Source organism: Stenotrophomonas sp. EMP41 (assembly GCF_047495535.1).
Classification (GTDB): domain Bacteria; phylum Pseudomonadota; class Gammaproteobacteria; order Xanthomonadales; family Xanthomonadaceae; genus Stenotrophomonas; species Stenotrophomonas sepilia.
Genome location: NZ_CP179923.1, coordinates 825,022 through 851,014, shown reverse-complemented (window position 1 = coordinate 851,014; position 25,993 = coordinate 825,022). Strand labels below are relative to the sequence as shown.

Annotated in this window: 25 protein-coding genes and 1 pseudogene; 13 read left to right on the top strand and 13 right to left on the bottom strand. The window is 67.0% G+C overall.

From position 1 onward, the window contains the following. Positions 1-63 precede the first annotated feature (63 nt). The 7 genes and pseudogenes from ACMGRF_RS03930 to murJ form a co-directional block, all read right to left on the bottom strand. Positions 64-306: pseudogene (locus ACMGRF_RS03930) on the bottom strand (lysoplasmalogenase family protein); the annotation flags it as partial. Further along, on the bottom strand, positions 303-2,186 hold the full coding sequence (locus tag ACMGRF_RS03925) for a M61 family metallopeptidase (RefSeq protein ID WP_414485649.1): 1,884 nt from the start codon (positions 2,184-2,186) through the stop codon (positions 303-305). The gene ACMGRF_RS03925 and the pseudogene ACMGRF_RS03930, both read right to left, overlap by 4 nt. Positions 2,187-2,331: 145 nt before the next feature. Beyond that, entirely contained in the window at positions 2,332-3,282 is a 951-nt protein-coding gene (gene ispH / locus ACMGRF_RS03920) for a 4-hydroxy-3-methylbut-2-enyl diphosphate reductase (protein ID WP_049439172.1), read from the bottom strand. A gap of 27 nt (positions 3,283-3,309) precedes the next feature. Further along, entirely contained in the window at positions 3,310-3,834 is a 525-nt protein-coding gene (gene lspA, locus ACMGRF_RS03915; protein ID WP_049413756.1) for a signal peptidase II, read from the bottom strand. Beyond that, positions 3,834-6,665, bottom strand: coding sequence for an isoleucine--tRNA ligase (gene ileS, locus ACMGRF_RS03910; RefSeq protein WP_312546736.1), 2,832 nt, complete (start codon positions 6,663-6,665; stop codon positions 3,834-3,836). Before ileS ends, lspA begins: the two co-directional genes overlap by 1 nt. Beyond that, positions 6,662-7,609: a bifunctional riboflavin kinase/FAD synthetase gene (locus ACMGRF_RS03905; RefSeq protein ID WP_049413753.1), complete on the bottom strand. Its 948-nt coding sequence runs from the start codon at positions 7,607-7,609 to the stop codon at positions 6,662-6,664. The genes ileS and ACMGRF_RS03905 overlap by 4 nt, the downstream gene beginning before the upstream one ends. Before the next feature lie 75 nt (positions 7,610-7,684). After that, positions 7,685-9,289 (bottom strand): murein biosynthesis integral membrane protein MurJ, encoded by a 1,605-nt coding sequence (murJ, locus tag ACMGRF_RS03900; RefSeq protein WP_180881028.1) that lies wholly within the window; start codon positions 9,287-9,289, stop codon positions 7,685-7,687. Positions 9,290-9,405: 116 nt separating this feature from the next. Between murJ and rpsT the strand changes: the two genes are divergently transcribed. Beyond that, on the top strand, positions 9,406-9,675 hold the full coding sequence (rpsT, locus tag ACMGRF_RS03895) for a 30S ribosomal protein S20 (RefSeq protein WP_005408560.1): 270 nt from the start codon (positions 9,406-9,408) through the stop codon (positions 9,673-9,675). 199 nt (positions 9,676-9,874) lie between these two features. Here rpsT and cgtA read toward each other — a convergent pair whose 3' ends face one another. From cgtA to rplU, 3 genes are all read right to left on the bottom strand, one after another. Beyond that, positions 9,875-10,927 (bottom strand): Obg family GTPase CgtA, encoded by a 1,053-nt coding sequence (gene cgtA / locus ACMGRF_RS03890; RefSeq protein WP_049413749.1) that lies wholly within the window; start codon positions 10,925-10,927, stop codon positions 9,875-9,877. Between the two features lie 177 nt (positions 10,928-11,104). Next, positions 11,105-11,368, bottom strand: coding sequence for a 50S ribosomal protein L27 (gene rpmA, locus ACMGRF_RS03885; protein WP_005415704.1), 264 nt, complete (start codon positions 11,366-11,368; stop codon positions 11,105-11,107). An 18-nt stretch (positions 11,369-11,386) separates the two neighbouring features. Beyond that, a complete protein-coding gene (gene rplU / locus ACMGRF_RS03880) occupies positions 11,387-11,695 on the bottom strand; it encodes a 50S ribosomal protein L21 (RefSeq protein WP_005408557.1) in 309 nt (102 codons plus the stop codon). 339 nt (positions 11,696-12,034) lie between these two features. Here rplU and uvrA point away from each other — a divergent pair, with 339 nt between their 5' ends. From uvrA to ACMGRF_RS03865, 3 genes are all read left to right on the top strand, one after another. Continuing rightward, positions 12,035-15,028, top strand: a complete 2,994-nt coding sequence (gene uvrA, locus ACMGRF_RS03875) for an excinuclease ABC subunit UvrA (protein WP_049413748.1) — start codon at positions 12,035-12,037, stop codon at positions 15,026-15,028. Beyond that, entirely contained in the window at positions 15,028-15,435 is a 408-nt protein-coding gene (locus ACMGRF_RS03870) for an acyl-CoA thioesterase (protein WP_012479452.1), read from the top strand. Before uvrA ends, ACMGRF_RS03870 begins: the two co-directional genes overlap by 1 nt. A 90-nt stretch (positions 15,436-15,525) precedes the next feature. Next, complete coding sequence (locus tag ACMGRF_RS03865; protein ID WP_414485648.1) at positions 15,526-16,251, top strand: enolase; 726 nt, start codon at positions 15,526-15,528, stop codon at positions 16,249-16,251. 72 nt (positions 16,252-16,323) lie between these two features. On the opposite strand, the gene ACMGRF_RS03860 is transcribed toward ACMGRF_RS03865, so the two are convergent. Beyond that, positions 16,324-16,770: a copper chaperone PCu(A)C gene (locus ACMGRF_RS03860; protein WP_049413742.1), complete on the bottom strand. Its 447-nt coding sequence runs from the start codon at positions 16,768-16,770 to the stop codon at positions 16,324-16,326. Between the two features lie 34 nt (positions 16,771-16,804). Between ACMGRF_RS03860 and ACMGRF_RS03855 the strand changes: the two genes are divergently transcribed. From ACMGRF_RS03855 to ACMGRF_RS03840, 4 genes are all read left to right on the top strand, one after another. Then, on the top strand, positions 16,805-17,581 hold the full coding sequence (locus ACMGRF_RS03855) for an enoyl-CoA hydratase/isomerase family protein (protein WP_099486776.1): 777 nt from the start codon (positions 16,805-16,807) through the stop codon (positions 17,579-17,581). A gap of 111 nt (positions 17,582-17,692) precedes the next feature. Next, the gene (gene tesB, locus ACMGRF_RS03850) at positions 17,693-18,613 is read left to right on the top strand and encodes an acyl-CoA thioesterase II (protein WP_005408551.1); all 921 of its coding nucleotides are present in this window, start codon (positions 17,693-17,695) and stop codon (positions 18,611-18,613) included. Between the two features lie 3 nt (positions 18,614-18,616). Next, positions 18,617-19,111 (top strand): pathogenicity-like protein, encoded by a 495-nt coding sequence (locus ACMGRF_RS03845; protein WP_049413739.1) that lies wholly within the window; start codon positions 18,617-18,619, stop codon positions 19,109-19,111. A 206-nt stretch (positions 19,112-19,317) separates the two neighbouring features. Further along, positions 19,318-20,535, top strand: a complete 1,218-nt coding sequence (locus ACMGRF_RS03840; RefSeq protein WP_049435664.1) for an RNA polymerase sigma factor — start codon at positions 19,318-19,320, stop codon at positions 20,533-20,535. A gap of 51 nt (positions 20,536-20,586) precedes the next feature. On the opposite strand, the gene ACMGRF_RS03835 is transcribed toward ACMGRF_RS03840, so the two are convergent. Then, positions 20,587-21,147: an EF-hand domain-containing protein gene (locus tag ACMGRF_RS03835; RefSeq protein WP_049411750.1), complete on the bottom strand. Its 561-nt coding sequence runs from the start codon at positions 21,145-21,147 to the stop codon at positions 20,587-20,589. 155 nt (positions 21,148-21,302) lie between these two features. On the opposite strand from ACMGRF_RS03835, the gene ACMGRF_RS03830 reads away from it, so the two are divergent. Both ACMGRF_RS03830 and ACMGRF_RS03825 read left to right on the top strand, forming a co-directional pair. Continuing rightward, complete coding sequence (locus ACMGRF_RS03830; protein WP_049411753.1) at positions 21,303-22,058, top strand: arginyltransferase; 756 nt, start codon at positions 21,303-21,305, stop codon at positions 22,056-22,058. Positions 22,059-22,095: 37 nt separating this feature from the next. Beyond that, positions 22,096-23,301, top strand: coding sequence for an endonuclease/exonuclease/phosphatase family protein (locus tag ACMGRF_RS03825; RefSeq protein WP_049439047.1), 1,206 nt, complete (start codon positions 22,096-22,098; stop codon positions 23,299-23,301). 83 nt (positions 23,302-23,384) lie between these two features. Here the strand turns inward: ACMGRF_RS03825 and purT are convergent, their stop codons facing one another. After that, entirely contained in the window at positions 23,385-24,572 is a 1,188-nt protein-coding gene (gene purT, locus ACMGRF_RS03820) for a formate-dependent phosphoribosylglycinamide formyltransferase (protein ID WP_049414912.1), read from the bottom strand. A gap of 137 nt (positions 24,573-24,709) precedes the next feature. Between purT and ACMGRF_RS03815 the strand changes: the two genes are divergently transcribed. Genes ACMGRF_RS03815 through ACMGRF_RS03805 form a run of 3 tightly spaced genes read left to right on the top strand, consistent with a single transcriptional unit; the run spans position 24,710 to position 25,992 of the window. Then, on the top strand, positions 24,710-25,591 hold the full coding sequence (locus ACMGRF_RS03815) for an SPFH domain-containing protein (protein WP_005415692.1): 882 nt from the start codon (positions 24,710-24,712) through the stop codon (positions 25,589-25,591). Between the two features lie 45 nt (positions 25,592-25,636). Next, positions 25,637-25,816 carry a hypothetical protein gene (locus ACMGRF_RS03810; RefSeq protein WP_049414918.1) on the top strand — a complete coding sequence of 60 codons (180 nt, stop codon included), beginning with the start codon at positions 25,637-25,639 and terminating at the stop codon, positions 25,814-25,816. Continuing rightward, the gene (locus tag ACMGRF_RS03805; RefSeq protein WP_049414924.1) at positions 25,813-25,992 is read left to right on the top strand and encodes a DUF4177 domain-containing protein; all 180 of its coding nucleotides are present in this window, start codon (positions 25,813-25,815) and stop codon (positions 25,990-25,992) included. Before ACMGRF_RS03810 ends, ACMGRF_RS03805 begins: the two co-directional genes overlap by 4 nt. Position 25,993: the final 1 nt, after the last annotated feature.

Genomic DNA, 25,993 nt, shown 5'->3' with positions numbered 1-25,993 from the left:
AAGTCGCAGACCGCACCAAGGCACATACGACTTAATCCCCTCCGTCCCCTTTTTCTATTTCAACGCGTCCATCGGCAGCATCAGCGCGATGTCACCCACGCACGACAGCAGCATGCCGGCCAGCACCGCGCGCCGGTAGGACGGCTGCGCAGGATCACGCACCCGCCAGGCAATGGCCGCGATCAGCAACGTGGTCGCCGGCTTCGCCAGCCAATGCAGCCAGCGCCCGTCACCGGGCAGGAACGCGCCGATGATGGCGAGGATTGCCATCGACAGGATCACACCGTCGCCGGCGCGCTGTTTCATCGCCGCTTCCACAGCTCCGCCAGGCGGTCAGGCTTGCCGGCAATGCGCTCCAGCACCGGATACTGCAGGCCACCGTGGTAGTCGATGTTCATCGTGTCGATCCGATCGAACTGCTTCACCAGCAGCACGATCGGCGCCTTGTCCTTGGCCGCCGTCGCCACCGCGTCCTTCAAGCGCTGGCTGCTGTACTCGCGGCCGCCGACCGCGATCACCCTCATGCCGGGCGCCAGGCCGGCGTTGAACGCCGGGCTGTCCCAGATCACGTCGCCGACCGTACCGTTGTCGAGCACCGTCGCACCCAGCGAGTACGCCAGCAATGCGGCCTTGGCGCGCTTCTCCTGCGCCTTGTAGGCGTCGTTCGGGGTATCGCGGTAGACCAGCTTCCAGCCCGCCAGCTCCAGCCCCCCGGTCAACGCGCCGTGGCCGTCCAGGCGCCCGCGCAGGAACGTCGCCCAGTCGTAGGGCGCGATGCCGTTCAAGGTCGCCACCACGTCCTCGAAGGTATAGGGATTGACGTCCCAGTCACCGTTGCCGACGCCGAAGAACGCACGCGCGAAGTCATCCAGGCTGCGCCGGTTGCCGCTCAGTTCGCGCAGCTTGCCTTCCACTTCCAGCCACAGCATCTGGCCGCCGGAGTAGTAGTCTTCGCTCATCTGGTAGTTGCGGTACGGCAACGTGCGGCGCTGCGCGATGGTCGGGTCGTTGGTGGTGTCCTGCAACGGCCGCCACGCCAGGCCTGGGCGACCACGGTCATAGGTCGCGGCCACGTTGGCCAGCATGTCGCGTGCCTGCGCGACCGACCACAGCCCCGAGCGCGCCGCCAGCACCTGCCCCCAGAACTGGGTCTGGCCTTCGTACACCCACAGCAGGCTGTCGCCCATCGGCGTGTTGAAGTTGGCGGTGGCAAGATCCGCGCCGCGACGGTACTTGCCGTTCCAGGAATGGGTGTACTCATGCGGCAGCAGATCGCGCATCCAGGCGTTGCTGTCCCACTCGGTGAAGTAACCCGGTTCGGCGCTGTTCTCGCTGGAACGGTGGTGCTCCAGGCCGATGCCACCAAGACGGTCGGTCAACGCCAGCAGGAATTCATAGTGGTTGTAGTGACGCGCACCGTAGAGCTTGTCGGCCTGCTGCACCAGCGCGCGGTGCAGGGTGATCTGTGCCTCGCTCGGCTTCAGCGACTTGGCTTCGTCGGCAAACACATTGAGGTGCACCGGCACCTTCGCGCCCGGATCGAGATCGATGCGCTGGTAATGCTCGCCGGCAAACAGCGGCGAATCGACCAGGTGGTCATAGGAGATCGGCTTGAACACCACGGTGTCGCCGTCGTGGCGTGCGGTTTCCAGCGCAGTGGCGAACGACCAGCCCTTGGGCAGGGTCACGCTGGCCTGCGTCTGCAGCTGCCGTGCATCGATGCCGGCCGGATACAGCGAGTTGGCATTCCACTGCAGGTTGAGCATCTCCGGGGTCATCACCACACGCCCCTGGCTGCCACCCTGCGAGGACAGGAAATCGAAGTGGGCGACGATCTCGCTGACGCCCTCGGGCACGTCCACCTTGAACGCATAGACGTTGTACTGGTCGCGCTGCCAGGCCAGCGGCTTGCCGTTGGCGGTGATACGCAGGCCGGCCAGTTTGTCGATCGGGCCAGTGGGTGAATGGTTGCCGGGAATCCACTGCGGGTACAGCAGGGTCATCGGGCCGGGCTTGGCCGGCACGGTGGCGGTCACCTTGAAGATGCGCCGGGCCAGGTCACGCGCGTCTACATCGATGCGCAGCAGTCCTGGGGCTGCGGCATCACCCGATGGCGAGGCCTGCGCCAGCGCGGGCGTGGTGGCCAGCGCGAACAGCAACGACATCGCCAGGGCTCGGGTCTTCATCGGCAACTTCCAGCAGCGGAGAATCCTCCGATGCTAGGCCTGTGCGGTGCCCATGCCCCATGGCCAAAGGTCATGGGCGGTGCGCCCAGCAGTGCATGCCAAAGGTGTGCGAACCAAGGTTCGCACCCACCAGCGCCAGGCCCGGTCAGTCAACCAATCGCAAACGCAGTTCCTTCGGCAGCGCGAACACCATCGATTCCGGTTCGCCTTCCAGCTCGCCCACGCCGGTGGCACCCAGCTCGGCCAGGCGCGCCAGCACGCCATCGACCAGTACCTGCGGTGCCGAGGCGCCGGCGGTCACGCCGATGTGCTGCTTGCCCGCCACCCACGCCGGGTCGATCTCGTGCGCACCGTCGATCAGGTACGACTCCACGCCTTCGCGGCGGGCCAGTTCGCTCAGACGGTTGGAATTGGAGCTGTTCGGCGAGCCGACCACAAGCACCAGGTCGCAGCGCTTGGCCAGGTCGCGCACAGCGTCCTGGCGGTTCTGCGTGGCATAGCAGATGTCGTCGTTCTTCGGCCCCTGCATCGCCGGGAAACGCTCGCGCAGCGCATCGATGATGCCGCGCGTATCGTCCACCGACAGCGTGGTCTGGGTGGTGTAGGCGAAGTTTTCCGGCTGGTTGATCTGCAGCGTCGCGACCTGCTCGACATCCTCGACCAGGTAGATCTGGCCGGTACCGGCTTCGCGGTTCCACTGGCCCATGGTGCCTTCCACCTCCGGGTGACCGGCATGGCCGATCAGCACCACGTCACGGCCGGCACGGCAGTGGCGGGCGACTTCGAAGTGGACCTTGGTCACCAGCGGGCAGGTGGCATCGAACACCTTCAGGCCACGGCGCTCGGCTTCCTGGCGCACGGCCTGCGAGACGCCATGCGCGCTGAAGATCACCGTGTTGTTGTCCGGAACCTCGTCGAGTTCTTCGACGAAGATCGCGCCGCGCTGCTTCAGGTCGTCGACCACGAAGCGGTTGTGCACCACTTCATGGCGGACGTAGATGGGCGCGCCCAGCGTTTCGATCGCGCGCTTGACGATCTCGATCGCACGATCGACACCGGCACAGAAACCACGCGGGTTGGCGAGCAGCACATCCATCAGTTCAATCTCCCGGCAGCGGCCGGCTTACGGTTTCGGGTTGGCATTATCCGCCTTTTTGGCGGACTTGCCGTCGAACAGGCCAAACAGGGCGATGCCGATGGCACCCACCACGATGGCCGAATCGGCGATGTTGAACGAGGGCCAGGTGTAGCTGCCCACGTACCACTGGATGAAATCGACCACGTGGCCGTGCACCTGGCGGTCGATCACATTGCCGATGGCGCCACCGATGATCAGTGCATACGGCACCGCGGCCTTCCAGTTGCCACGGGCGGTGCCGCGCAGCCACCAGGCCATCAGCCCGCTGATGGCGATCGCCAGTGCAGTGAAGAAGTACTTCTGCCAGCCACCGGCGTCGCTCAGGAAACTGAATGCCGCGCCGGTGTTGTAGGTGCGGTACCAGTTCCAGAAGCCGTCGATGACCACCACCGGCTGGAACTCCGGCAGGCTCGACAGCACCCAGGCCTTGGACCACTGGTCCAGGCCGATGACGGCCGCCGACAGCAGCAGCCAGACCAGGGCATTCGGATGCGGACGGGGCGCGGCCATCAGAACCAGCTCCGCACTTCGCCGGCGCCGGTCACGTTGCTCACGCAGCGGCCGCACAGTTCCGGATGGTCGACGTTGCTGCCGACGTCGGCGCGGTGGTGCCAGCAGCGCACGCACTTGGCCTTGGTGGTCGGCTGGGCGCTGACGAACACCTCGTCGGTGGTCGCCGGGCGCACCTGCACGTCGCCACTGATGAACAGGAAACGCAGTTCATCGGCCAGCGGCTGCCAGCGCGCGGCCTGCTCCTCGCTGGCGGCGATGGTGATCTCCGCTTCCAGCGCGGCACCGATCGCACCGTTGGCACGCATCGGTTCGAGCACCTTGGCCACCTGTTCGCGCACGGCCAGCAGCTGGTCGAAGTCGGCGGCGTTGAGCTGGGCATCAGCCGGCAGCGGCGCCAGGCCGTCGTACCAGGTGGTGAACAGCACATGGCCGGCACGTTCGCCCGGCAGGTAACCCCACAGCTCGTCGGCAGTGAAGGTCAGGATCGGCGCGACCCAGCGGGTGAACGCCTCGGCAATGTGGTACATCGCGCTCTGCGCCGAACGGCGACCGTGTGAATCGGTCGGCATGGTGTACAGGCGGTCCTTGGTCACGTCCAGGTACAGCGAGCCCAGGTCCACGCTGCAGAAGTTCAGCAGCAGCTGCACGATCTCGGCCATGTTGTAGCCGTCGTAAGCCGCCTTGATCTTCTCCTGCAGCTCCCAGGCGCGATGCACGATCCAGCGGTCCAGCGCGACCATCTGCTCGAGCGGTTGCAGGTGCAGCGCCGGGTCGAAACCGTCCAGGTTGCCGAGCAGGAAGCGCGCGGTGTTGCGCAGGCGGCGGTAGGCGTCGGCGTTGCGCTTGAGGATCTCCTGCGACAGCGACATCTCGTTGCTGTAGTCGGCCGAGGCGATCCACAGGCGCAGGATGTCCGCGCCCAGCTTGTTCATGATGTCCTGCGGCTCGATGCCGTTGCCCAGCGACTTGGACATCTTGCGGCCATGCTCGTCCACGGTGAAACCATGGGTGAGGCACTGCTTGTACGGGGCGCGCTTGTCGATCGCCACGCCGGTCAGCAGCGAGGACTGGAACCAGCCACGATGCTGGTCGGAGCCTTCCAGGTACAGGTCGGCCGGCTTGCCGAAGCCACGCGCGGCGAGCACGCCTTCATGGGTCACCCCCGAGTCGAACCAGACGTCGAGGATGTCGGTGACCTTCTCGTAGTCGGCCGCTTCGGCGCCGAGCAGCTCGGCGGCGTCCAGCGAGTACCACACATCGATGCCCTCGGCTTCGACGCGGTCGGCAACCTGCTGCATCAGCTCCACCGAGCGCGGGTGGATCTCGCCGGTCTGGCGATGGGTGAACAGTGCGATCGGCACGCCCCAGGTGCGCTGGCGCGAGATGGTCCAGTCCGGGCGACCGTCGACCATGCTCTGGATGCGCGCCTTGCCCCAGGTCGGGAACCAGCCGACAGTGTCGATCGCGGCCAGCGCATCGCTGCGCAGGTTGGCCTTGTCCATCGAGATGAACCACTGCGGGGTGGCACGGAACACCACTGGCGTCTTGTGGCGCCAGCAGTGCGGGTAGCTGTGGCGGATCGGGTGGAAGGCCAGCAGCGAACCGTTGTCGCGCAGCACGCCGACGATGGCCTCCTGCGCCTTCCACAGGTGCTGGCCGGCCAGCACCACCTCGCCGGCCGGCGGGGTCGATTCCAGGTACACGCCACGGCCGTCGATCGGGGTCACCTGCCCGGCGTTGTACTTGTCCAGCAGGCCGTACTTCTGGCTGACCACGAAGTCTTCCTGGCCGTGACCAGGGGCGGTGTGCACCGCACCGGTACCGTCCTCATCGGAGACGTGGTCGCCGTTAAGCACCAGGATCTCGCGGTCCGGGTAGAACGGGTGCGCCAGCAGCTGGTTCTCCAGCGCCGCGCCGGTGGTTTCACCGTGCAGCACCACGTTCTCGACGCCATAGCGCTGCAGCGCGCGCTCTGCCAGCGCGGCGGCCAGTACCAGCCAACGGCGCTTGCCGTTGTGGGCCGGGCCCTCGGCCAGCACGTAGTTGATCTCCGCACCCAGCGACACCGCCAGCGAGGCCGGCAGCGTCCACGGCGTGGTGGTCCAGATCGGCACCGCCACTTCCACGTCGGCCGGCACGCTCACGCCGAACGCCTGGCCGATGGCCTGCGCGTCACGCGCGGCGTAGGCGACGTCGATCGCCGGCGATTCCTTTTCCTGGTACTCGATCTCGGCCTCGGCCAGCGCCGAGCCACAGTCGAAGCACCAGTACACCGGCTTGGCGCCACGCACCAGGTGTCCGTTGGCCACGACCTTGGACAGCGCACGGATCTCGTTGGCTTCGAAGTCGAAGCTCAGGGTCTTGTACGGGTTGTCCCAGTCACCGGTCACGCCCAGGCGCTTGAAGTCCACGCGCTGGATGTTGATCTGCTCTTCGGCGAACTCGCGGCACTTCTGGCGGAATTCGACGGCGTCGAGCTTGGTGCCGACCTTGCCCCACTTCTTCTCGACCGCGATCTCGATCGGCAGGCCATGGCAGTCCCAGCCCGGCACATAGGGCGCATCGAAGCCGGCCAGGTAACGCGACTTGACGATGATGTCCTTCAGGATCTTGTTGACCGCGTGGCCCAGGTGGATGCGGCCGTTGGCGTATGGCGGGCCGTCATGCAGCACGAACAGCGGACGGCCGGCGGCGTTGTCGCGCAGCTGCTGGTAGAGCCCCTGCGCTTCCCACCGCGCCAGAATGCCCGGCTCGCGCTTGGGCAGGTCGCCGCGCATCGGGAATTCGGTGGCTGGCAGGTTCAGGGTGGTCTTGTAGTCCTGGCTCACGCAGTAGCTCGCAATCTATGTTCGGAAAGGATGGCGCGCGCCTGTTCGGCGTCGCGGTGCATCTGGTCGGTCAGCGCCGCCAGATCATTGAATTTCTCTTCGTCTCGCAGCTTGGTGACGAACTCCACGTCGATGTGGCGACCGTACAGATCGCCCTGGAAATCGAACAGGTGGGCTTCCAGCAGCGGCTCCACGCCCTCCACCGTCGGCCGGGTGCCGAAGCTGGACACCGACGGCCACGGCTGGTCGAACACACCATGCACCCAGGTTGCGTAGATGCCCGACAGCGCCGGGGTCTTCGGGAAGCGCAGGTTGGCGGTGGGGAAGCCCAGCGTACGGCCAAGCTGGCGACCGCGCACCACCCGGCCGCTGATCGCGTAGGGGCGGCCGAGCAGGTCGTTGGCGCGGGCAAAATCGCCGTCCTGCAGTAGCTGGCGGATGCGGGTGCTGGAAATGCGCTCGCCATGCAGGTCGACCGCTTCGATCTCGCCGGCGCTGAAGCCCAGCTCGGCGCCCATCTGCTGCAGAAGGGCCAGATCGCCGCGGCGGCGGTTGCCGAAGCAGAACTCCGGCCCGATCCACACCTCGCGCGCGCTCAGGCGCTGCACCAGCAACTGGTGCACGAAGGTCTCGGCCGGCATCGCCGCCATCGCCGCGTCGAAACGCAGCAGGCCGATCGCATCGACGCCGAGCTCGCGCAGGATCTCGACCTTGCTGCGCGCCAGGGTCAGCCGCGGCGGCGGCGTGCCCTGGGAAAAGAACTCACGCGGCAGCGGCTCGAACGCCACGGCCACTGCGGCCACGCCCAAGGCGCGCGCGCGGGCGACCGCGTGGCGGACCAGCGCACGATGGCCCAGGTGGAGGCCGTCGAATGCACCGATACAGACCACGCTTCCGTTGGGGAACAGCTCCCCGCCCTCGACGCTTCTGAACAGCCTGCTCATCAACTCTCGTTCCGGCCCGACCGGGGCCGCCGCTTCAATGGTGTAACCCTGAAGTATAGCCGTCACTGGCCGCGATCAATGCCCACGCAGGTCGCGCGGGCGGAAGCCCATCGCCAGCATGGCCACTGCGTAGGTCGCGCCGCCGCCGCCGACCAGCAACGCCAGGGCACCGATCCGCTCCCACACGCTCATCGCCGAGAAGCCTGGCAGCCAGTGCAGCAGGGCCAGCAGCACGCCAACCATGGCCGCACAGGCCAGCAGCAGGCGCAGCAGATAGCCGCCCCAGCCCGGCCGGCGCTGGTAGACGTCGGTCTTGCCCAGCCAGTACCAGAGCAGGCCCAGGTTCAGGTAACTGGACAGTGCGCTGGCGATGCCCAGTGCCAGGTGCAGGCCCGGCTGCTTGCCGATGGCCGCCATCACGCCCTGCGCCTTCAGCTCGTCGGGCACCATCACCTGGTACAGCACGGCCAGCAGGGCGAAGTTGAACACCATGTTGGCCACCAGTGCCGCCACACCGGCGCGCACCGGGGTCTTGGTGTCCTGGCGGGCGTAGAAGGCCGGCAGCACCACCTTCAGCAGGGCGAATGCCGGAAGGCCGAAGCTCAGGCCGTACACCGACAGCGCGGTCATGCGGGTGTCGAAGGCGCTGAACTGGCCGTGCTGGAAGATGGTCGCGATCAGCGGCTCGGCCAGCAGCAGCAGGCCCAGCATGGCCGGCACCGAGATCAGCAGGGTCATGCGCAGGCCCCAGTCCAGCGAGCGCGAGAAGCCCTCGCGGTCGGTGCTGACATGGTGGCGGGCCAGCGCCGGCAGGATCACCGTGCCCAGCGCCACGCCGAACACGCCCAGCGGCAGCTCCAGGAAGCGGTCGGCCAGCGACAGCCAGGACTGCGAGCCGTCGGTCAGCTTGGCCGCGATCACCGTATCCAGCAGCAGGTTGATCTGCGCCACCGAGGAACCAAACAGGGTCGGCACCATCAGCGTCATCACCTTGCGCACGCCCGGGTGGCGCCAGCCCCAGCGCGGCAGGGTCAGCAGGTTGATGCCCTTCAGCGAGGGCAGCTGGAACAGCAACTGCAGGATGCCGGCCGCCAGCACCGCCCAGCCCAGCGCCAGGATCTGCTTTTCCGGCGTGCCGCCCAGCCGCGGCGCCAGCCACAGCGCGCCGGCGATCATGCACAGGTTGAGAATGACCGGGGTCAGCGCTGGCATCGCGAAGCGCTGGAAGCTGTTCAGCGCACCGCCGGCCAGGGCGGTCAGCGACACGAACAACAGGAACGGGAAGGTCAGGCGGAACAGGTCGACCAGCAGGCCCTGCTTGACCGGATCGGTATCAACACCACTGGAGAAGACCGAGGCCAGCTGCGGCGCGAAGATCAGCGCCAGTGCGGTGACCAGCATCAGTACCCCGCCCAGGGTGCCGGCGGTGCGGGCCATCAGTTCACGCAGCTCGGCGTGGCTGCGGGTCTCCTTCACTTCCGTGAACACGGGCACGAAAGCGGTGGCGAAAGAGCCTTCGGCGAACAAACGCCGCAGGAAATTGGGTACCCTGAAGGCGACCCAGAAAGCATCAGTGATGGCGTTGGTGCCGAACGTGGTGGTCACCACGAAGTCCCGGACAAGTCCGAGAACGCGCGAGACCATGGTCATGCTGCTGAACGACAGCAGGCCCCGCAACAACTTGGGTGAACTCACTCAGCGTCCCTCTTGACAATCGACTTGACGTGCATTTCTTACGCCATCATACTAGCTAGCTTGCTGTTCCCATAACACCGATTTTTCAGGAAACCACCACCGTGGCCAATATCAAGTCCGCCAAGAAGCGCGCCAAGCAGACCGTCGTGCGCAACGCGCGCAACGTGGCTCAGCGCTCGATGCTGCGCACCGCTGTCAAGAAAGTGATCAAGGCGCTGGACGCCAACGATGCCGCCGGCGCCGAAGCCGCCTTCGCCGTTGCCCAGCCGATCCTGGATCGCTTCAGCGCGCGTGGCCTGATCCACAAGAACAAGGCTGCTCGCCACAAGAGCCGCCTGAACGACCGCATCAAGGCCCTCAAGGCCGCCTGATCCGGCGTTGCCGCCCTGCCCTCCGGGGTTGGGCTGCAGACAAAAGCCCGGCCTCGGCCGGGTTTTTTGTTGCCTGCGATCCGGTAGTGCCGGCCGCTGGCCGGCGGTTCACCGGATTGCCGGCCAGCGGCCGGCACTACCAAGCAAAAACCCGGCCGAAGCCGGGTTTTTATCAACGCCAGTCGACCAGCGGTCGACTCTACTGCGCGTCGCGGGCTTCCTGCTCTTCTTCCTTCTGGCGATCGAAGAAGGCCATGATCCGGCTCATGATCGGGAAGGTGCCTTCGCGACCCAGTGCGGAGACCAGGAACCACGGCTCCTTCCAGCCCAGCTCGGCAACGATCTGCTCGGCCGCGGCCTGCGCCTCGTCTTCGAACATCAGGTCAGCCTTGTTCAGCACCAGCCAGCGCGGCTTTTTAAGCAGTTCCGGATCGTGCTTCTCCAGCTCGCGCTCGATCGCACGCACCTGCTCCACCGGCGAGATGCCGTCCACGCCACCTTCCATCGGCGAGATGTCCACCAGGTGCAGCAGCAGGCGGGTGCGCTGCAGGTGGCGCAGGAACTGCGCGCCCAGGCCGGCACCATCGGCCGCGCCTTCGATCAGGCCCGGAATGTCGGCGATCACGAAGCTGCGGTAGTTCTCCACCTTCACCACGCCCAGGTTCGGGTACAGCGTGGTGAACGGGTAATCAGCCACCTTCGGCGTCGCCGCCGAAACGGCGCGGATCAGGGTGCTCTTGCCGGCGTTGGGGAAGCCCAGCAGGCCGACATCGGCCAGCAGCTTCAGCTCCAGCTTCAGCGTGCGCTCCTCGCCCGGCTCGCCCGGCAACGCCTGGCGCGGCGAGCGGTTGGTCGAGCTCTTGAAGTGCATGTTGCCCAGGCCGCCACGACCGCCCTTGGCCACCAGCAGGCGATCGCCGTGCTGGGTCAGGTCGCCGATGACTTCATCGGTGGCCACGTTGATCACCACGGTACCGACCGGCACGGTGATGGTCAGGTCTTCGCCACCCTTGCCATAGGCCTGGCGGCCCATGCCGTTCTCGCCGCGCTGCGCCTTGAAGATGCGGTCATGGCGGAAGTCGACCAGGGTGTTCAGGTTTTCATCGGCGCGGATATACACGCTGCCGCCCGCACCGCCGTCGCCGCCGTCCGGGCCGCCGAGCGGAATGAACTTCTCGCGACGGAAGCCAATGCAGCCGTTGCCGCCGTTGCCGGCGAACACTTCGATTTCTGCTTCGTCTACCAGTTTCATTGTTTCGATGCCTGCGATGGGCGCGGCCTGCCGGCCGCCGCCTTGAATGTTATGCCTGCCGATGGCCGGCAGCCCGGCCTGGCCGGTCTTGCGTCCACTCTAACGAAAAGCCCCGCCGAAGCGGGGCTCTTCATGCAGCACTCCCATGCCGGGGCACGGGTGCCGGCGATGCCTGGATCAGGCGTCGGCCGAGACGATGCTGACGGTGCGACGCTTCTTGGCGCCCTTGACCGAGAACTCCACCTTGCCGTCCACGAGGGCGAACAGGGTGTGGTCACGGCCCAGGCCAACGCCCGAACCCGGGTGGAACTGGGTGCCGCGCTGACGCACGATGATGTTGCCGGCTTCGATGGCCTGGCCGCCGAAGATCTTGACGCCCAGGTACTTCGGGTTGGAGTCGCGACCGTTGCGCGAGGAGCCTACGCCCTTTTTATGTGCCATGACTGCTTCTCCTGATGCTTAGCCGGCGATGCCGGTGATCTCGATTTCGGTGTAGTACTGACGGTGACCCTGACGCTTCATGTGGTGCTTGCGGCGACGGAACTTGATGATCCGGACCTTGTCAGCACGACCCTGGGACAGGACCTTGGCGGTGACGGCAGCGCCCTTCAGCGCATCGCCCAGCTTCACGCCGTCGCTGTCACCCAGCATCAGGATGTTGTCAAACTTGATCTCGCTGCCGACTTCGACTTCGAGCTTTTCAATGCGGAGCTTTTCGCCCTGCGCCACGCGGTATTGCTTACCGCCGGTGACCAGTACTGCGTACATGACCAGGCCTTCCTCTGTAGTTATTGTGGTCTGAGCTGCCGCCATCGAGGGCGGACAGGAGCGGGATTGTACGCAGATCATCGGGCGCGGGTCAAGTCAACCCCTGGACGGCCTGGAGGCCGGGCCCTGCCGGGCCGCGCCATGCCCGGCTGAACGATCCGGGGTCCAGGCAGCCAGGCATGGCTCGGCTCTACACAAAGCTGTCGGCCTGTCTCACAAGGTGAGACACCGGGCTGGCATTGTGGCCCATTGCCCCCATCTGGTCACCTCGGTAGGCTGACCGATTGCCGTTCCCTGCTGGCCCGGCACCCAGCCAACGCCCCCACAACCGGATCCCCCATGGCGATGGATTTCATCCGCATCCGCGGCGCGCGGACGCACAACCTGAAGAACCTCGACCTCGACCTGCCCCGCGACAAGCTGATCGTGATCACCGGCCTGTCCGGCTCGGGCAAGTCCTCGCTGGCGTTCGACACCATCTATGCAGAAGGCCAGCGCCGCTACGTCGAGTCGCTGTCGGCCTATGCGCGCCAGTTCCTGAGCGTGATGGAAAAGCCGGACCTGGACCACATCGAAGGCCTGTCCCCGGCGATCTCGATCGAGCAGAAGTCGACCTCGCACAACCCGCGCTCGACGGTCGGCACGATCACCGAGATCTACGACTACCTGCGCCTGCTGTACGCCCGCGTCGGCACCCCGCGCTGCCCGGACCACGGCTATCCCCTGGAAGCGCAGACGGTCAGCCAGATGGTCGACCAGGTGCTGACCCTGGACCCGGAACAGCGCTACATGCTGCTGGCTCCGGTCATCCGCGACCGCAAGGGCGAGCATGCGCAGGTATTCGACCAGCTGCGTGCGCAGGGTTTCGTGCGCGTGCGCGTGGACGGCGAGCTGCATGAAATCGATGCGGTGCCGCCACTGGCGCTGCGTCAGAAGCACACCATCGAGGCGGTGATCGACCGCTTCCGCCCGCGCGAGGACATCAAGCAGCGCCTGGCCGAGAGCTTCGAGACCGCGCTGAAGCTGGGCGACGGCATGGCCTCGGTACAGAGCCTGGACAACACGGAATCCGCGCCGACCCTGTTCTCCTCCAAATACTCCTGCCCGGTCTGCGATTACTCGCTGCCGGAACTGGAGCCGCGCCTGTTCTCGTTCAACGCACCGATGGGCGCCTGCCCCGGCTGCGATGGCCTGGGCATGGCCGAGTTCTTCGATCCTTCGCGCGTGGTGGTGCACCCCGAACTGTCGCTGGCCGCCGGCGCGGTGCGCGGCTGGGACCGCCGCAATGCCTACTACTTCCAGCTGATCGCCTCGCTGGCCAAGCACTACCGGTTCGACGTCGACGCGGCCTGGAACTCGCTGCCGGACAAGGTGCAGCAGGCCGTGCTGTACGGCAGCGGCGACGAAGCAATCACCTTCACCTACTTCACCGAAGCCGGTGGCCGCACCCAGCGCAAGCATCGCTTCGAGGGCATCATTCCCAACCTCGAGCGCCGCTACAAGGAAACCGAATCGCCGGCGGTGCGCGAAGAGCTGTCCAAGTACATCAGCGAACAGCCCTGCCCGGAATGCCATGGCGCGCGCCTGAACAAGGCCGCACGCAATGTGTTCGTGGCCGACCGCCCGCTGCCGGAGCTGGTGGTGCTGCCGATCGACGAGGCGCTGAAGTTCTTCAGCGAGCTGAGCCTGCCGGGCTGGCGTGGCGAGATTGCCGCGAAGATCGTCAAGGAAATCGGCGAACGCCTCGGCTTCCTCGTCGATGTCGGCCTGGATTACCTGACCCTGGAACGCAAGGCCGACACGCTGTCCGGTGGCGAGGCGCAGCGCATCCGCCTGGCCAGCCAGATCGGCGCCGGCCTGGTCGGCGTGATGTACGTGCTCGACGAACCGTCGATCGGCCTGCACCAGCGCGACAACGAACGCCTGCTGGGCACCCTCACCCGCCTGCGCGACCTCGGCAACACGGTGATCGTGGTCGAGCATGACGAGGACGCGATCCGCCTGGCCGACTACGTGCTGGACATCGGCCCGGGCGCGGGCGTGCATGGCGGCGAGATCGTCGGCCAGGGCACCCTGCAGGACATCCTGGAGGCACCGCGCTCGCTGACCGGCCAGTACCTGTCGGGCAAGCGCGCGATCGAGATCCCGGCGCGCCGGCACAAGCCGAACCCGAAGATGACCCTGCACCTGCGTGGGGCCAGCGGCAACAACCTCAAGGGCGTGGACCTGGCGATTCCGTCGGGCCTGCTGACCTGCGTGACCGGTGTGTCCGGCTCCGGCAAGTCGACCCTGATCAACGACACCCTGTTCTCGCTGGCCGCCAACGAGATCAACGGTTCCTCGCACCCGATCGCCCCGTACAGGGAGATCGATGGCCTGGACCTGTTCGACAAGGTGGTGGACATCGACCAGTCGCCGATCGGCCGCACCCCGCGTTCGAACCCGGCCACCTACACCGGCCTGTTCACTCCCCTGCGCGAACTGTTCGCACAGGTGCCGGAAGCGCGCGCGCGCGGCTACTCACCGGGCCGCTTCAGCTTCAACGTGCGCGGTGGCCGCTGCGAGGCCTGCCAGGGCGATGGCCTGATCAAGGTCGAGATGCACTTCCTGCCGGACGTATACGTGCCGTGCGATGTCTGTCACGGCAAGCGCTACAACCGCGAGACGCTGGAGATCCTGTACAAGGGCTTCAACATCAACGACGTGCTGGAAATGACCGTCGAGGATGCGCTGAAGCTGTTCGAGCCGGTGCCGTCGATCGCACGCAAGCTGGAAACACTGGTCGACGTCGGCCTGAGCTACATCAAGCTGGGCCAGAGCGCGACCACGCTGTCCGGTGGTGAAGCGCAGCGCGTGAAGCTGTCCAAGGAGCTGTCGCGCCGCGATACCGGCCGCACCCTGTACATCCTCGACGAGCCGACCACCGGCCTGCACTTCCACGACATCGAAGCGCTGCTGGGCGTGCTGCACAAGCTGCGCGACGAAGGCAACACGGTGGTGGTGATCGAGCACAACCTCGACGTGATCAAGACCGCCGACTGGATCGTCGACCTGGGCCCGGAAGGCGGCCATCGCGGTGGCACCATCCTGGTCACCGGCACGCCGGAAGACGTGGCGGCCTGCCCGCAGTCGTACACCGGCCAGTTCCTGGCCCGCATGCTGCCGTCCACCAGCGCGCGCCCCGAGCAGCCGGCCGCCGTGGCCAACAAGCCCGATGCGCGTCCGCCGCGCAAGGTGAAGCCCGAGAAGCCGGCCAAGGTGGCGAAGAAGGCCGTGGCCGCCAAGAGCACCGGCAAGGCCAGCAAGAGCACGACGAAGAAGAAGGACGCCTGATGAGCAGCGAACACAAGATCCTGGCCCGCATCCCGATCAGCGTGCGCTGGCGTGACATGGACAGCATGGGCCACGTCAACAACGCCAAGTACATTTCCTACCTGGAGGAAGCGCGCGTGCGCTGGATGCTGGGCGTGGACGGCGTGTCGATGACCGACCGCATCGCCCCGGTGGTGGCCGCGACCAACGTCAACTACCGGCTGCCGATCGTGTGGCCCAACGACATCGTGGTCGAATTGTTCGTCGAGCGCCTGGGCAACAGCAGCGTGACCATCGGCCACCGCATCGTCGACCAGCAGGACGACTCGAAGCTGTATTCCGACGGCAACGTGGTGGTGGTCTGGATGGATACGCAGACCGGCAGGAGCGCGCCGCTGCCGGAGGCGATCCGCAGCGCTTCCACCTGAAGGTAGTGCCGGCCGCTGGCCGGCAACCTCCAGACGCTTCGCGCATGCCGGCCAGCGGCCGGCACTACCGATCCGATTCAAAGGACTGAGATGATCCACCAGACTGAACTGAGCGACCTGCTGCCCGGCATGGTCCCCTTCCCCACCGACGTCTTCCCCGCCGACCAGGCCTGGCTCGGCCAGCACCTGCTGCCGCTGCTGAAGATCGACCTCGGTGTGCTGCGCCCGGAACTGGCCGGCCAGGTGGCGACGATGCTGTGCCCGATCGAGCCGTACGACGGCTGCATCGGCGAAACCACCGAAGTACACCACAACGATTTCACCGGCACCAACTGGATCGCCTTCGAGCTGACCGCCGGCAACCAGATGCGCGTCCTCGGCAACGAGGGCTATTTCATCGGCGACGCAGTGCAGGACAAGGACGCGCAGGAACACATTGCGCAGATGCGCGACAGCTACGCCAAGGCCCGCGACTACCACGCCACGCATGGCCGCCTCGCCTGCTACTCGCGCTACGGCAAGGGTGAAGCCAGCGAGCGCGATTATCTGGATTCGCTGGGGGGACAGATTTCCTGTGGCAACTGGATCGAAACGGCCGATATTCCGGCCGCCTTCACCCTGGAATTCACCGACGCCGCCCACGACCGGCATGCTCCAGATGATGCCGAAATGGCGATCATCCGCCGCAATGGCCACAAGTTCTTCGCCGTCGCCGAAGTCGCTGGCTACAACTGGTGCGCCACCGGCGCCGACGCGATCGTGATGCTGTATGAGCCGGTGAGCCGCACGGTACTGTTCTCGTACGACTGGTCGTAAGACCTTGCGGCAGTGCCGGCCGCTGGCCGGCATTTCCTGTGCTGCCGGCCAGCGGCCGGCACCACCATCCCTCTACGGCGCGGCCTTGCGAACGGTCAACGTCGCGTTCGCTTCGCCACCGCCTTCCAGCTGCAGCCGCAACGGCAGCGCCTGGCCTTCCTTCAGCGCGCCCTTGCCCTGCATCAGCATCAGGTGCAGGCCACCGGGCTTGAGCTCGGCGCGCGCGCCCGGCGCCAGCGGCATGCGCTCGATCGCACGCATGCGGCTGACCCCATCGACAATCGTGGTCTCGTGCAGCGACACGTCGCCGAAACTACTGCTGGCCGCGCCGGTGATCACCACCGCCCTGCTGCAGCCGTTGTGGATCACGCCATAGCCGGCAGTCATCGGCATCGCCGGATTCGGTGGCAGCCGCGCCCAGCCCTGCTCCACCGTGACGCAGCGTGATTCCGCAGCCGAAGCCGATGCTGCGGCCGCACACAGCACCCACAGTACGCCAACGAATGGTTTGGTTATCATCGCCCAGGTTCCTTCTTCGCAACGAGACCGCAGCATGACGACGCTCATCGAGGTGATCAACCACGGCCCCATCCGCGAACTGCGCCTGGCGCGGCCGCCGGTCAATGCACTGGACACCGACCTGTGCCGGCAGTTGATCCATGCCATCGAGCTGGCCATGGCCGAAGATGCGCACGGCATCGTGCTGTCGGGCAGCGAGCGCGTCTTCACCGGCGGCATGGACGTGCCGCACCTGCTCTCGCATGGCGATGACAAGCACAAGCTGCTGGACACCTGGAACGCCTTCTTTGGCGCCGTGCGCACGCTGGCCGAGAGCCGCATTCCGGTGGTCGCGGCGATCACCGGCCACGCCCCGGCCGGCGGTTGCGTGCTGGCGCTGTGCTGCGATTACCGGGTGATGGCGCGCAGCGCCGATCCGTCGCGGCCGTATGCCATCGGCCTGAACGAAGTCCAGGTCGGCCTGATTGCACCGGAGGGCATCCAGCGCCTGCTGCGCCGTGCGGTGGGCGTGCACCGTGCCGGCGTGCTGCTGACCACCGGCGCGCTGGTGCCGGCCGAACAGGCGCTGCAGATCGGCCTGGTCGATGAGCTGGCCGAGGGTGACCTGGTGGTGGCACGCGCCGTGGCCTGGCTGCAGAACCTGCTCAAGCAGCCTCGGCAGCCGATGCTGCTGACCCGCGCCATCGCCCGCGCCGACCTGCACGAAGCGCTTCACCCGGACCTGATCCAGCTCGACCGTTTCGTCGAGGCCTGGTTCGCCCCGGACGCACAGAACGCCCTGCAGGCACTGGTGGCGCGCCTCGGCAAGTGAACGGTAGTGCCGGCCGCTGGCCGGCAACCAGGCGTGCGGCTGCCGGCCGGCGGCCGGCACTACCGATGATGGGCTGGCCTGCACCGGTATAATCGGGGCCTTCTCACTGCTGTGGCCGCCCCCTTGAACGACACGCCCGAACCCGTCGTCTCCGAGCTGATCGACCTGCTCACGCTGGAGCGGCTGGAGGACAACCTGTTCCGCGGGCAGAGCCGCGACATCGGCACCAAGTACGTGTTCGGTGGGCAGGTGCTGGGCCAGGCACTGGCTGCGGCGCAGGCCACGGTCGACAATGGCCGCCACGTGCACTCGCTGCACGCCTACTTCCTGCGCGCCGGCAACATCGACCACCCGATCGTCTACGACGTGGACCGCACCCGCGACGGCGGCAGCTTCTCGGTGCGACGGGTCACCGCGATCCAGCACGGCAAGGTGATCTTCTTCTGCGCGGCCTCGTTCCAGCAGGCCGAGACCGGCGCCGAGCACCAGCACAAGATGCCCGAAGTGCCGCAGCCGGAAGACATCGAACCGAACCGGCCGCTGCCGGCCGAAGTACTGGAACGCCTGCCGATCAAGGTGCAGCGCTGGCTGTCGCGTGGCGGCCCGTTCGAGTTCCGCCACGTCTACCCGCGCGACGAACTGAACCCGCCCAAGCGCCCGCCCTACCACCAGGTGTGGCTGCGCCTGAGCGAGCCGGTCGGCGATGCCCCGGAGCTGCACCAGGCGCTGCTGGCCTATGCCTCCGACTTCCACCTGCTGGGCACGGCAACCTTCCCGCACGGCATCAGCTATTACCACCCGCACGTACAGATGGCCTCGCTCGACCACGCAATCTGGTTCCACCGCCCGTTCCGCGCCGACGACTGGCTGCTGTACTCGCTGGACAGCCCCAGCGCGCAGGATTCGCGCGGCCTGGCCCGCGGCCAGTTCTTCACCCGCAACGGCGTGCTGGTGGCCAGCACCGCGCAGGAAGGCCTGATCCGCGTGGTTCCCGACCAGGCTGCGGCCGCCGCCGTGCCGGCCAAGGAGTAACCCATGCGCCAGATCTTCAGCAGCCAGCGCGTGGAAACCGTCGAAGGCGTGGCCGAGCTCCTGCGCGGGCATGGCATCGACGTCAAGGTGACCAACGGGCGCTCGTACAAGACCCGCCGCCGCGGCCAGTTCAGTTATACCGACCTGGGCAATGCCAACGCCTACCCGGCGGTATGGATCGTGCGTGCCGACGACCAGCCGCGCGCGCGCGAAATCCTGCGCGAGGCGCGCCTGCTCGACACCACCCGCCGCGACCACCCCACCGCCGAATTCGCCTTCCGCGACGCGCCGGAATCGGGCAGCGGCGGCCGCAGCTGGGCCTGGCGCATCCGCATCGCCCTGCTGGTGGTGATCGCTGGGGTGGCGCTGGTGATCGGCCTGCGCCATCGCGGCGCCCCGGCGCCCGCCCCGCAGGCCCAGCCGCAGCAGGCGCAACCGGCCCCGCAGGCAGCGCCGGAAGAGGAAGAAGTCCGGGTCCGCATCCAGCCATCGAAATAACCCACGGGTCGGCCGGCCGCTGCCGGCAACTGCAAAAAGGGGACGGAGGGGATTAAGTCGTTTGTGGCACAAACGACTTAATCCCCTCCGTCCCCTTTTTTGTCATGAGGTTGCCGGCCGGGGGCCGGCACGACCGTGCAGAAAGCCGGTCACACTTCGCGCGCGGCTCCGTCATGGGACACAATCCCAGCAGGAGAGCCGCCGCCATGACGACGTTCGCCGCATCGATCGACCAGACCCTGGAACGCGAACTGCCCGCCGCCGCAAGCGGTTGCCAGCACGCCTACGGGCGCATCGTGCTGGCCTGCCAGAACACGGTCACCGCCATCGCGCTGGCCATCACCCGCGACCGCCAGGCCAGCGAGGACATTGCCCAGGAAGCCTTCGTGAAGGGCTGGCAGCAGCTGCACCAGCTGCGCAGTTCGACCAGCTTCCTGCCGTGGCTTCGGCAGATCACCCGCAACCTGGCCCGCGACTGGCTGCGCGCCCAGCGCGGGCGCCCGCTGACCGGCGAGGCCGCCGAGATGGCGATGGGCATGGCCGCCGACCCGTCACCGGGCGCGGCCGACCGCCTGCAGCGGGTGGAAGAAGAGATCGCCGCCGAGGACATCATTTCCGCGTTGCCGGCCGACAGCCGTGAAGTCCTGCTGCTGTACTACCGCGAAGGGCAGCGCTCGCAACAGGTCGCCGACCTGCTCGGACTCAGCGATGCGGCCGTGCGCAAGCGCCTGTCACGTGCACGTGCCCTGGTGCGCGACGGCCTGCTGCAGCGCTTCGGTGAGTTCGCGCGCAGCAGCGCACCCAGTGCCGCGTTCGCTACGGCGGTGGTTTCGATGGTACTGGTGGCCGCACCCGGCACGGCCAGCGCAGCGATCCTGCTCGGCACCGGTGTCGGCGTGGGCGGCAGCAAGCTGGGCCTGGGCGGCGTCAGTGCCGCAGGCGGGGCAGCCATGGGTTCACTGACGGCCGCCGCCAGCCAGCTGCACCTGATTCCCGCCAGCGACTGGGCCACCGTTGCCGGTGGCGTCGTCGGCGGCATCATCGGCAGCTATCTGGGTGGCCGCTTCCTGCTGCGCTTCGCAGACACCCAGCAGGAACGAACAGCAGTGCGACGCTTCGTGCACCTCAATACGTTTACCGCGATGGTCGTCTGCACCAGCCTGTTGATCTCGCTGATGCTGCAGGTGCCAGTCTGGCTGCAACTTGCGATTCTCGTCATCGGCCTGGGTACGGTGAACTACCAGTGCCTGGTGCCGCTGCAGCGCGTGATGGCACCCATGATCGCGCGCGATTCAGCGCGGCGCGGCCGCAGCGGAACCAACTGGAAATACGAATCCGTGTACGGGCGCACCGGCATCATCGGGGCGAACGTATTCGTGATCGGTCTGGTGGTATATGCGCTGATGCGCAACGGAAACGTGTAACGGACAACGCCGGCAGTCTGCCGGCGTTGTCGTCATTCACTGCGTTGAACCTCAGCGCTGCGGCTTCGGCGCGCCGCCGTCGCGCGGACCGCCTTGGCGCGGGCCGCCGTGCATCGGGCCCTTGGCCGCGTCGAACTCGGCCTTGCTCAGCTGGCCATCCTTGTTGGTGTCGGCGGCAGCAAACCAGGCATCACGATGCTGCTTCATGCGCAGCTCGCGGTCGGCCTTGTCCAGGTAACCGTCCCTGTTGAGGTCGAGCTGGTCGAAGCGCGCGGCCAGACGCGGGTCGGCCTTGGCCTCGTCGCGGCTGATGCGGCCGTCCTTGTTCACGTCCAGCTTGGCCCAGCGCTCACCGCCGTGGCCACGGCGGCCATGCTGCCAGCGCGGCATCTCATCGCGCGAAAGCTTGCCGTCCTTGTTCCTGTCCAGTTCGTCGAACTTCGCGGCCAGGCGCGGGTTGGCGGCGGCCTCGCTGCGATCGATGACGCCGTCACCGTTGGTGTCCAGCTTGGCCGGGTGCTGTGCCGGCGCGGTCGGGGTGTCGGCCGCCAGCGCGATGCCGGAGGCGGAAGTGCCGAGCAGCAGGGCCAGCAGCAGGGGGGTACGGATCATGGGGTCACTCCTGGGAATGGGTTTGCGTCGGGGTGATCACTTCACCCTCGGGGGACAACAACGCCCGGGCGCGACATCGGTTGACACTGCTGCCAGATCCGTTCATCCGGCGGACAGTCGCCGCCACTGCGACGGGCTGGGGCTATGCTGTGCCCATGGCACTACACGGCGATAGAGACGACGAACTGCGGCTTTTCCAGACCGGCGAGCACCCCTGCGGGTACTGGTCCGACCGGGTGGCGCGCGACCTGGTGCTGGATCCGCACGATCGCCGGCTGGGTGGCCTGTACCCGCTGGCACTGAGCTGGGGCTTCCGCCGCAGCGGCGACCTGGTCTACCGGCCGCACTGCGCGCACTGCCAGGCCTGCGTGGCGGTGCGCATCCCGGTGGCCCGCTTCGCTCCGGACCGCAGCCAGCGCCGCTGCGCCGCCCGCAATGCCGACCTGGAGGTACGGATCACCGCCGCCACCGCCCGCGACGACCTGTTCGCGCTGTATCACCGCTACCTCACCCACCGCCACGCCAATGGCGGCATGGACGACCACGGCCCGCACGAATTCGAGCAGTTCCTGATCGGCAGTTGGTCGCACACCCGCTTCATGGAGATGCGCCTGCCCGGCCACGACGGCCAGCCCAGCCAGTTGCTGGGGGTGGCGGTGACCGACGTCACCGAGCATGGCCTGTCGGCGGTCTACACGTTCTTCGACCCGGACCACGCCGCGCGCGGGCTGGGTACCTTCGCAATCCTCCAACAGATCGAGTGGGCGCGCCGCGAGGGGCTGCCGCACGTGTACCTGGGCTACTGGATCCGGGGGCACCAGAAGATGGACTACAAGCGCCGCTTCCATCCCCTTGAGGCCTACGACGGCCGCCGCTGGCACGATTTCGACAACGAACTGGACGGGCGCTGACAAACCGCTGACACCGGGCCGGGTGCAGAATAGGGGCATGAACGCCAAACCCCTGATCCTCGCCCTGGCCCTGCTCTGCGGCGCCACCGCCCCCGCCTTTGCCACGTCCCCCGCGATGACTGAGAAGCCGTCCACTGCGCTGCGCTTGGCCACCTACAACACCTCGCTGTACTCCGACGACACCGGTGGCCTGATCAAGGAACTGGAGGGCGACAGCGAGCACGCACGCAAGATCGCCGCGGTGCTGCAGCAGGTGCGCCCGGACCTGGTGCTGCTGAACGAATTTGATTTCGACGATGCCCATCGCGCCGCCGACCTGTTCCAGAAGCGCTACCTGGAAGTCGCCCAGCCCGGCGGCGGCAAGCCGCTGCACTTTGCCTACCGCTACCTGGCGCCGGTCAACACCGGTGTGCCCAGCGGCCTGGACCTGGACAACAACGGCGTGGTCGGCGGCGAAGGCCGCAGCCGTGGCAATGACGCGTGGGGCTACGGCCTGCACCCGGGCCAGTACGGCATGCTGGTGCTGTCGCGCTACCCGATCGATGAAACCAAGGTGCGCAGCTTCCAGCTGCTGAAGTGGAGCGCGATGCCCGGTGCCATCCGCCCGGTCGATCCGCGTACCGGCCAGAGCTTCTACAACGACCACGTGTGGTCTCAGCTGCGCCTGTCCTCGAAGTCGCATTGGGACGTGCCGGTGAAGACGCCGGGCGGCGTGGTGCATGCGCTGGTCTCGCACCCGACCCCGCCGGTGTTCGACGGTCCGGAGAAGCGCAACGCGGCGCGCAACCACGACGAACTGCGCCTGTGGCAGGAATACCTGTCCAAGGGTGACAAGCCGTGGCTGTGCGACGACAAGGGCCAGTGCGGCGGCCTGGCGCAGGACGCGCGCTTCGTGATCCTCGGCGATCTGAACAACGACCCGGTCGATGGCGATGGCCGCCATGAAGCAATCGTCGAGCTGATCGAGAACACGCGCGTGCTGCGCTACCCCACCCCGCGCAGCGTCGGCGGTGAGCAGACCAGCCTGGCCTATGCGGCCAAGGGCATCGAACGCAAGGGCGCACCGTTCCACGCCACCGGCGATTTCGGCCCGAAGTCCGGCACCATGCGCCTGGACTACGTGCTGCCCTCGACCGGTTTCGAGTACGTGGGCAGCGGCATCTTCTGGCCAGCCAATGAGAGCCCGGAAGCGAAGATCGCCGACGGCAGCGACCACCACCTGGTCTGGGTGGACGTGCGGTAGAGTCGACTGCCCCGAAAAGGGGACGGAGGGGATTAAGTCGTTTGTGCCACAAACGACTTAATCCCCTCCGTCCCCTTTTCGGTTTACGGGCGCAGTTCGACACCGATGACTTCGGCGGCATCGCGCGCGATGGCGCGTGCTTCTTCGACGGTTTCCGCGCGCGCCAGGGTCACGCCGACGCGGCGGTGTCCATGCACGCTCGGCTTGCCGAACAGGCGCACGGCAGTATCCGGCACCTGCAGCGCGGCGGCGACATTGTTGAAGTACGGCACGCCCTCGCCGTGTGCCAACAGCGCACACGAGGCCGACGGGCCGCTCTGGCGGATCACCGGAATCGGCAGGCCAAGGATCGCGCGCGCGTGCAGCGCGAACTCGCTCAGTTCCTGCGAAACCAGGGTCACCAGGCCGGTATCGTGCGGGCGCGGCGACACTTCGCTGAACCACACCTCGTCGCCCTTCACGAACAGCTCGACGCCGAACAGGCCCCAGCCGCCGAGGTCGTCGGTGATTGCGCGCGAAATCTCTTCGGCACGCGCCAGTGCCGCGCTCGACATCGGCTGCGGCTGCCAGCTTTCGCGGTAATCGCCATCCTTCTGCAGGTGGCCGATCGGCGCGCAGAACGAGGTGCCGCCGGCATGGCGCACGGTCAGCAGGGTGATCTCGTAATCGAAATCGATGAAGCCTTCGACGATGCAGCGGCCGGCACCGGCACGGCCACCGGTCTGCGCGTACTCCCACGCCGGGGCGATGTCCGCTTCGCTGCGCAGGGTGCTCTGGCCCTTGCCCGAGGACGACATCACCGGCTTGACCACGCACGGCAGGCCGATGGCGGCCACGGCAGCACGGTATTCGGCCTCGGTATCGACGAAGCGGTACGGCGAGGTCGGCAGGCCCAGGGTCTCGGCGGCCAGGCGGCGGATGCCTTCGCGATCCATGGTCAGGCGTGCGGCGCGCGCAGTCGGGATCACCCGCAGGCCCTGCTCCTGCTCCAGCTGGACCAGGGTCTCGGTGTGGATGGCCTCGATCTCCGGCACCACCAGGTGCGGCTGCTCCTGCGCGATCAGCGCACGCAGCGCCATCGCATCGAGCATGTCGATCACGTGCGAACGGTGCGCGACCTGCATGGCCGGGGCATCGGCATAGCGGTCAGCGGCGATCACTTCCACGCCCAGCCGCTGCAGCTCGATGGCCACCTCCTTGCCGAGTTCGCCCGAGCCCAGCAGCAGCACGCGGGTGGCGGAGGGGGACAACGGAGTTCCAAGCTTGGCCATGGCGGTTCCAGCAGCGATGTGAAGGCGGGTGGGCATTCTAGCTGCCCGCGCACCCTGGCCATGGCATCCGACGAACGGCCGTCGAAAAGTGATATCACTTTGATATCTTCAATTCGAACCCTCAAGGACGTACCGCCATGAAAGAGAAGTCGCTTGCCTCCCTCAACGGCCTCGGCACGCTGGCCGGCGCCCTGCTCGTCGCCCTCGCCGGCGCTGCCCTGTTCGTACTGGGCGTGGCCGCCAAGGCCAGCACCGGCTCGCCCAACCTGCTGCTTATGCTGCTGGGTGCGCTGCTGGGGGTCCTGGGCGTGTTCATCCTGGCCGGCCTGTACACCATCCAGCCCAACCAGGCGGCGGTGCTGAGCCTGTTCGGCAAGTACGTCGGCACCGTCAAGGACAACGGCCTGCGCTGGAACAACCCCTTCTATGCCAAGCGCCGGGTCAGCCAGCGCGTGCGCAACTTCGAGAGCGGCAAGCTGAAGGTCAACGAGCTGGACGGCAGCCCGATCGAGATCGCCGCGGTCATCGTCTGGCAGGTGGTCGATGCCTCCGAGGCCGTCTACAACGTGGACGACTACGAGAGCTTCGTGCACATCCAGTCCGAATCGGCGTTGCGCGCGATGGCTACCAGCTATCCCTACGACCAGCACGAGGAGGGCCAGCTGGCCCTGCGCAGCCACGCCAGCGAGATTTCCCAGCACCTGAAGAACGAGCTGGCCGAGCGTCTGGCCGACGCCGGCGTGCAGGTGATCGATGCACGCATCAGCCACCTCGCCTACGCCGCCGAAATCGCCCAGGCGATGCTGCAGCGGCAGCAGGCCAACGCAGTGATCGCCGCACGTACGCGCATCGTGGCCGGTGCGGTCGGCATGGTTGAAATGGCCCTGGCCGAACTGCAGAAGAACGGCGTGGTGCAGCTGGATGAGGAACGCAAGGCGCACATGGTCAGCAACCTGCTGACCGTGCTGTGCTCGGACCGCGGCACCCAGCCGATCGTCAACGCCGGTTCGCTGTACTGAACCACCCTCGCGACGGGGCGCCCCACCGCCCCGCCAGGAGCTCGCATGAGTGAGAAGAAAGCCTACCCGCTGCGCATCAATGCCGACGTCCTGGCCGCCGCGCAGCGCTGGGCTGACGACGAGCTGCGCAGCCTCAACGCGCAGATCGAGTACGTGCTGCGCGACGCCCTGCGCAAGGCAGGCCGCCTGCCGAAACCTGCGCCATCGCCGGAGGACAAGGAATGAGCAAGCGTTGGAGCTACCAGACGATCGAGGTCAAGACGTCCATGATGGGCCTGCTCAAGGCCGAGGACATCCAGAGCGAACTGAGCCGCCAGGGCCAACTTGGCTGGGAGCTGGTCAACATCATCATCCCCGCACCGATGTGCCCGGCGATGCTGGTGTTCAAGAAGGAGGCCTGAG